The organism is Microbulbifer halophilus, from assembly GCF_026183675.1.
Taxonomy (GTDB): Bacteria; Pseudomonadota; Gammaproteobacteria; order Pseudomonadales; family Cellvibrionaceae; genus Microbulbifer; species Microbulbifer halophilus.
On record NZ_JAPIVK010000013.1, the window covers coordinates 117,188 to 123,551 of the forward strand.

Sequence of the window (6,364 nt, forward strand, 5' to 3'; positions counted from 1 at the left end):
TCGGGACTGGGGGCTGGTGAAAGGTCCCGCGCAATATTTTTGATGGGGCCGACGGCTTCCGGCAAAACCGACCTGGCCATGGCGCTGGCGGATCGGCTGCCGGTAGAGCTGATCAGTGTGGATTCGGCCCTGGTCTACCGCGGCCTGGATATCGGCTCCGCCAAGCCGTCGCCGGAGGAACTGGCCCGCTACCCGCACCGGTTGATCGATATCTGCGATCCGTCCGAATCCTATTCCGCCGGCCAGTTTCGCGAGGACGCGCTGGCGGCCATGGCTGAAATTGTCGCCGCCGGCAAAATTCCCCTGCTGGTGGGCGGAACCATGCTGTATTTCCGTGCTCTATTGGAGGGAATGGCGGCGCTGCCGCAGGCGGATCCGGCGATCCGCGCCGAGATCGAGGCCCGCGCCGAACGCGAGGGCTGGCCGGCGCTGCACGCGGAGCTGGCAGACGTGGATCCCGAGCTGGCCTCGGAACTGCACCCGAATCACTCGGTGCGTATCGAACGCGGGCTGGAAGTCTACCGGCTCACCGGCCGGCCGCTTTCCGAGCTGCGCCGGGAGCAGGCGCGGGATTCGGTATCGGAGCACTACGACGTGCACCAGCTGGCACTGCTGCCGCGGGAGCGGGCGCTGCTGCACGAACGCATAGCGCAGCGTTTCCGGCGGATGCTGGAGTGCGGTTTTGTCGACGAGGTAAAGGCGCTCCGCGGGCGCGGCGACCTGCATCCGGACCTGCCGGCAATCCGCGCCGTCGGCTACCGCCAGGTGTGGCAGTACCTGGACGGCGAATTCGATTACGACCGGATGGTGGAGGCGGGTATCGCCGCCACCCGCCAGTTGGCGAAGCGCCAGCTCACTTGGCTGCGTCGCTGGCCGAAGCTGGCGGAGATTTACGCACAGGATGCCGATGGCCAAGTGCGCAAAAATGACGAAATATTGGCGGAAGCCTTGAAATTTCTCGGCTGAGGATCCATAACGTGGTTGGGCCATTGACAGACGGCTCCGGCCCGCTCAGTCAGTTTGTTACACAGAGTCCGGCATTTCCGGACTTTTATATACGCGTTTTCGACCTCGATCGTTCCTTAGTCCGCGCATTTCGCGGGCGCGGTTGCGGCCTGCATTCGCTTCCAGCTTTTGACAAGGAGAAAAAAGATGTCAAAAGGGCACAGCTTACAAGACCCTTACCTCAACGTATTGCGCAAAGAGCGTATCCCGGTTTCCATCTATCTGGTGAACGGCATAAAGCTTCAGGGGCAAGTTGAATCTTTCGACCAGTTTGTGGTTCTGCTGAAAAACACCGTCAGCCAGATGGTATACAAGCACGCTATCTCCACAATCGTTCCATCCCGCGCAGTGCGCGTGCCGCTGCTGAATCCGGCGGCTCAGGGCGGCGCCGGCGAAGGTACTGGTGAAGGCGGTGGACAGCCGGAAACCTTCGGCTAATCTCCCCCGTTCCACGGTTATCATCAGCGCCCCGGCCCGCCGGGGCGTCTGCGGTTTGGCGCCGGCAATTCGCGGCCTGCGCATCCGGCGCCGGCCCCAAAAAGAGACTTTCTATTGTTTTTCGACCGACCGGAATCCGGTGAACTGGCCGTGCTGGTGCACCTGGAGCTGTCCGCTGTAGACAACCCCGAAGACCCGCGGGAATTTGAAGAGCTGGCGCTGTCCGCCGGCGCCGACCCGGTTGCCTTCATCTTCGGCCAGCGCTCCTCTCCCGACCCCAGAACCTTTGTCGGCCGCGGCAAGCTCGAGGAAATTCAGCGGACGGTAAAAGAACACGGCGCGCAGTTGGTGATCTTCGACCACAACCTGTCGCCCTCCCAGGAGCGCAACGTCGAGCGCGAGCTCAAGTGTCGCGTACTCGACCGCACCGGCCTGATCCTGGATATCTTCGCCCAGCGCGCCCGCACCCACGAGGGCAAGCTGCAGGTGGAGCTGGCGCAGTTGCGCCATATGGCGACGCGTCTGGTACGCGGCTGGACCCACCTGGAGCGGCAGAAGGGCGGCATCGGTCTGCGCGGCCCCGGGGAAACCCAACTGGAGACAGACCGCCGGCTGCTGCGCGCGCGCATCGACTCGATCGAAAAGAAACTCGGGAAAGTGCGTCGCCAGCGGGAACAGGGTCGCCGCGCCCGCTCGCGCAGCGAGCTGGCCACGGTTTCGCTGGTGGGCTATACCAACGCCGGGAAGTCCACCCTGTTCAATCGCCTTTCCGACGCGGAAGTCTATGTGCGGGACCAGCTCTTTGCGACACTGGACCCGACCATGCGCCGGGTGGAGCTGCCCAACGTCGGCCAGATGATTCTCGCCGATACCGTGGGCTTCGTCTCGCACCTGCCGCACCGTCTGGTGGAGGCTTTCCGCGCCACGCTGGAGGAGGCCGCCAACGCGACACTGCTGTTGCATGTGGTGGACGCCGCGGCAGACGACCGCCTGGCGCTGATGGACGAGGTGCAGCTGGTACTTGAGGAAATCGGTGCGGCGGAATTGCCGCAGCTGCTGGTCTATAACAAGATCGACCTGCTGCAGGACATGGCGCCGCGCATCGACCGCGACGCCGACGGCGTGCCGCGCGCCGTGTGGCTGTCCGCCGCCACCGGCGCCGGCTGCGACCTGCTGGTGGAGGCCATCGCCGAGCGCCTGGGTGAGCAGATGGTGCGCGGCCAGCTGGTAGTGGCGCCGGACCAGTCGCGCCTGCGCGCGCAGCTGTTTGAAATGAATGCGGTACAGCGGGAAGAATACCGGGACAACGGCGATTGCGCGCTGCAGGTACTGCTGCCGCGCAACGACCTGCAGCGCCTGCTGGCGCCCTACAGGGAGGCGCAGGGCGCACCGCGCTGGCAGCCACTGGACGACTAGTGGGCCTGTAACAGTTCGCTGCGCCAAAACGCCCGGCTCTGCGTTGAGAAAGCTCGAAATAGAACCGCTATTCCGGCGCTTTCCCGCCTTGATCTGGACGTTTTGGCTGTGCATCTTTGTTACACAGCTTCACGCACAGCCCGCTAGCGGTGCCACGCAGCGATATTTCGCCGGCAAAGAATGCTAGAATTCGCCGGTACAAAAATGAATGATCACAGTTGGAGTATGTAGATGGCCTGGAACGAACCGGGTGGTAAAGACAAGGATCCCTGGGGCGGCGGAGGCGGCGGCAATCGCAACGGCGGCCCGCCGGATCTCGACGAAATTCTGCGCAAGCTGCAACAGAAACTGAGTGGTCTGTTTGGCGGCTCCGGCTCTGGCTCCGGCGGTGAGCCGAGCCGCTTCCCCTGGGCGCTGATCGCGATCGTCGCGGCGGTGCTCTACGGCCTGCTGGGCTTTTACCAGGTCGACGCCAACGAATCGGCCGTGGTGCTGCGCCTGGGCAAGTACCACTCCACCGAGGCTGCCGGCCTGCACTGGAACCCGCCGCTGGTCGACAGTGTCACCAAGGTGAACATGACCGAGGTGCGCACCGAGCGCAGCGAGGGTCAGATGCTTACCGAGGATGCCAACATCGTCGACGTCATCCTGCAGGTGCAGTGGTATATCGACGACGCCGAAGCCTATGTGCTGCGGGTCGCCAATCCGCTCAAGAGCCTGAAGGAGGCCACCGACAGTGCGCTGCGCCACGTGGTCGGCTCCGAGACTCTGGACGGTGTCATTTCCCAGAAGCGCGGCGAGGTAGCCGACGATACCCGGGATCGTCTGCAGGAGTATCTGGACCACTACCAGACCGGCATTGAGATCAACGTGGTCAACCTCACCGAAGCCAAGGCGCCGCCGGCAGTGCAGGACGCCTTCGACGACGTGACCAAGGCCCGCGAGGACGAGGTGCGTCTGCAGAACGAGGCCCAGGCCTATGCCAACGAGGTGATCCCGGTGGCCCGCGGTGGCGCCCAGCGCATCCTCGAGGAAGCCGAGGCCTACAAGGCCCGCGTGGTGGACCTGGCCAACGGTGAAACCGTGCGCTTCGAGGAGCTGCTGACAGAATACCAGCAGGCACCGAAAGTGACCCGCGAACGCCTCTACCTCGACACGGTGCAGAGAGTGATGAGCAACACCTCCAAGGTCATGGTCGATGTGGAGGGCGGCAACAACATGATGTACCTGCCGCTGGACAAGCTGACGCAGGGTGGCGCCGACAGTGCGATTCGGCGCGAGGAGCTGTCGCCGACGGTGATCGACGAGGTCTCCGAGCGGGTGTTGGAGCGCATTCGCAGCGAATCCTCAAACAATCGCCGCAACCGCACAGTGCGCTAGGAGCTAGCCGATGAATAACAGAAACCTGCTGATTGTTGCGCTGTTGCTGGTGGGGATACTGCTCGTCACCAGCAGTGCCTTTGTGGTCAAGGAGACCGAAAGGGCGGTGCTGCTGCGCTTCGGTGAAGTGGTGCGCAGTGACTACGAACCGGGGCTCTACTTCAAGGTGCCGCTGGTGCACACCCTGCGCAAGTTCGACGCGCGCGTCCAGACGGTGGATTCCAACCCGGTGCGCATGCTGAACAGTGAAAACAAGTTCATGGTGGTGGATTCCTACGCCAAGTACCGCATCTTCAATGCAAAGCGCTTCTACGTCGCCACCCGCGGCAACGAGCGCAACGCGGTGCGGCTGCTGGCGGAACAGATCAACGACCGCCTGCGCGACCAGTTCGGTGTGCGCAACCTGCACGAAGTGGTCAGTGGCCAGCGCGACGAGCTGATGGCGGAGATCACCAAGAACCTGAACGGGGTGGCCCAGGACCGGTTCGGGCTGGAGGTGATCGACGTGCGCGTGAAGCGTATCGACCTGCCGCCGGAAGTCTCCGAATCGGTGTTCCAGCGGATGCGCGCCGGCCGCGAGCTGGAGGCCCGCGACCACCGCGCCAAGGGCCAGGAGGCCGCGGAGCGCATTCGCTCCAACGCCGACCGCCAGGTGGTGGAGATCGAGTCCGAAGCCCAGCGCAAGGCCGAGGAATTGCGCGGTGCCGGCGACGCCGAGGCCGCCAGGATCTACGCCGGCGCCTTCACCAGGGACCCGGAATTCTACCGCTTCACCCGCAGTCTGAACGCCTACGAGAAATCCTTCAGTGACCGTGGGGATATGCTGGTGATCGATCCGGACAGTGAGTTCTTCCGCTATCTGAAGGACTCGGAAGGGGCGCAAGAAGAGGAATAAACGGCCCGGGACTCGGGACAACGGGGGCGCCCTTTGCGGTGCCCCCTGTGTTTCTGGAAGGCGTAGTTGGAGTGAGCGACGCGCAGTCCAACAAAGGGGCCGAAGAAGCCCCCCGGGCATTCGGTTCCCTCTCCCCCGGCCCCTGCCCCGATGGGAGAGGGGCGCTAAACGTCGGACTCAGCGGTTCGCATAGCTCGCCTCAACCTACGAAAGAGGGGCGATGCCGGATGGCGAGACCCGGCTGCCGATAGCCGTTTGGGAAACGATTGCCGATGAGGCTGTTGAGCAAACGGCTATCGGTAGCCGGGTCGCCAACGCGCCCGCTTACGGGGAGCGGGCTCTCGGCAACCCGGGGGCCGCAACCCCTACCTTCCCCCCGCCACTTGATGGTAAAATCACGCAAACCGGGCCGCCGCCCGGTTTTTTTGTGAAGCGCATTCCTGTGCTTCGCCCTTCGGGTCAGCTGAAGCTGGCAAAAGCGCTCCCGGCGCTTTTGTGCGAGCGCGTGCCCCCCTTATTCAACAGAGACGTTGACGATAGTTTTTCATCAACTTTTTTACTATGACAAGAGCCGATCGCTGGATGCTGCCCGACGGCATCGCGGAAATCCTGCCCGCTGATGCCGTGCGTATAGAAACCCTGCGCCGCCGCCTGCTGGACCTCTATCACAGCTGGGGTTACGAACTGATCATCCCGCCGATGGTGGAATTCACCGATTCCCTGCTGATCGGCATGGGCCGGGATATCGACCTCAGCACCTTCAAGGTTACCGACCAGCTCTCCGGCCGCACCCTCGGCATCCGCGCCGATATCACCCCCCAGGCCGCGCGTATCGACGCCCACAGCTTCCCCCGCAGCGGCGCCAACCGCCTCTGCTATGCCGGCCAGGTACTGCACGCCCGCCCGCGCACGGCCATGGGCTCGCGCGCGCCGATCCAGATCGGCGCCGAGCTGTACGGCGTGGAGAGCCTGCAGGCGGATATCGAAGTGATTTCGCTGATGCTGGAGACACTGCTGCTGGCCGGTGTCGAGCAGATACACCTGGACCTGGGCCACGTGGCCATCTACCGCAACCTCGCCGAGGCCGCGGGCCTCGACGGCGAACAGCAGCGCGAACTCTTCGCGCTGCTGCAGAGCAAGGCCAGCGCCGATGTGCGGCGCTGGGTCGAGGACAACGTCGCCGATCCGCAGGCGGCGGACTGGCTGCGCGCCCTGCCGCGCCTGGCCGGC

6 protein-coding genes are annotated in these 6,364 nt (G+C 64.1%); all 6 read left to right on the forward strand.

The genetic code is table 11. From position 1 onward, the window contains the following. The first annotated feature begins 42 nt into the window (after positions 1-42). Positions 43-966, forward strand: coding sequence for a tRNA (adenosine(37)-N6)-dimethylallyltransferase MiaA (gene miaA, locus OQE62_RS08955; protein ID WP_265721681.1), 924 nt, complete (start codon positions 43-45; stop codon positions 964-966). A 186-nt stretch (positions 967-1,152) separates the two neighbouring features. Then, complete coding sequence (gene hfq / locus OQE62_RS08960; RefSeq protein ID WP_265721682.1) at positions 1,153-1,443, forward strand: RNA chaperone Hfq; 291 nt, start codon at positions 1,153-1,155, stop codon at positions 1,441-1,443. A gap of 114 nt (positions 1,444-1,557) precedes the next feature. Further along, positions 1,558-2,859 (forward strand): ribosome rescue GTPase HflX, encoded by a 1,302-nt coding sequence (gene hflX / locus OQE62_RS08965; RefSeq protein WP_265721683.1) that lies wholly within the window; start codon positions 1,558-1,560, stop codon positions 2,857-2,859. 231 nt (positions 2,860-3,090) lie between these two features. After that, positions 3,091-4,239: an FtsH protease activity modulator HflK gene (hflK, locus tag OQE62_RS08970; protein WP_265721684.1), complete on the forward strand. Its 1,149-nt coding sequence runs from the start codon at positions 3,091-3,093 to the stop codon at positions 4,237-4,239. Between the two features lie 10 nt (positions 4,240-4,249). Continuing rightward, positions 4,250-5,134: a protease modulator HflC gene (gene hflC, locus OQE62_RS08975; RefSeq protein WP_265721685.1), complete on the forward strand. Its 885-nt coding sequence runs from the start codon at positions 4,250-4,252 to the stop codon at positions 5,132-5,134. Between the two features lie 561 nt (positions 5,135-5,695). Next, a partial coding sequence (locus OQE62_RS08980) for an ATP phosphoribosyltransferase regulatory subunit (protein WP_265721686.1) occupies positions 5,696-6,364 on the forward strand: 669 nt, incomplete at its 3' end.

Excerpts from the sequence above, each read along its gene's own strand:
- miaA (WP_265721681.1), top strand. The coding sequence starts at position 43 with ATGGGGCCGACGGCTTCCGGCAAAACCGACCTGGCCATGGCGCTGGCG.
- hfq (WP_265721682.1), top strand. The coding sequence starts at position 1,153 with ATGTCAAAAGGGCACAGCTTACAAGACCCTTACCTCAACGTATTGCGC.
- hflK (WP_265721684.1), top strand. The coding sequence starts at position 3,091 with ATGGCCTGGAACGAACCGGGTGGTAAAGACAAGGATCCCTGGGGCGGC.
- hflC (WP_265721685.1), top strand. The coding sequence starts at position 4,250 with ATGAATAACAGAAACCTGCTGATTGTTGCGCTGTTGCTGGTGGGGATA.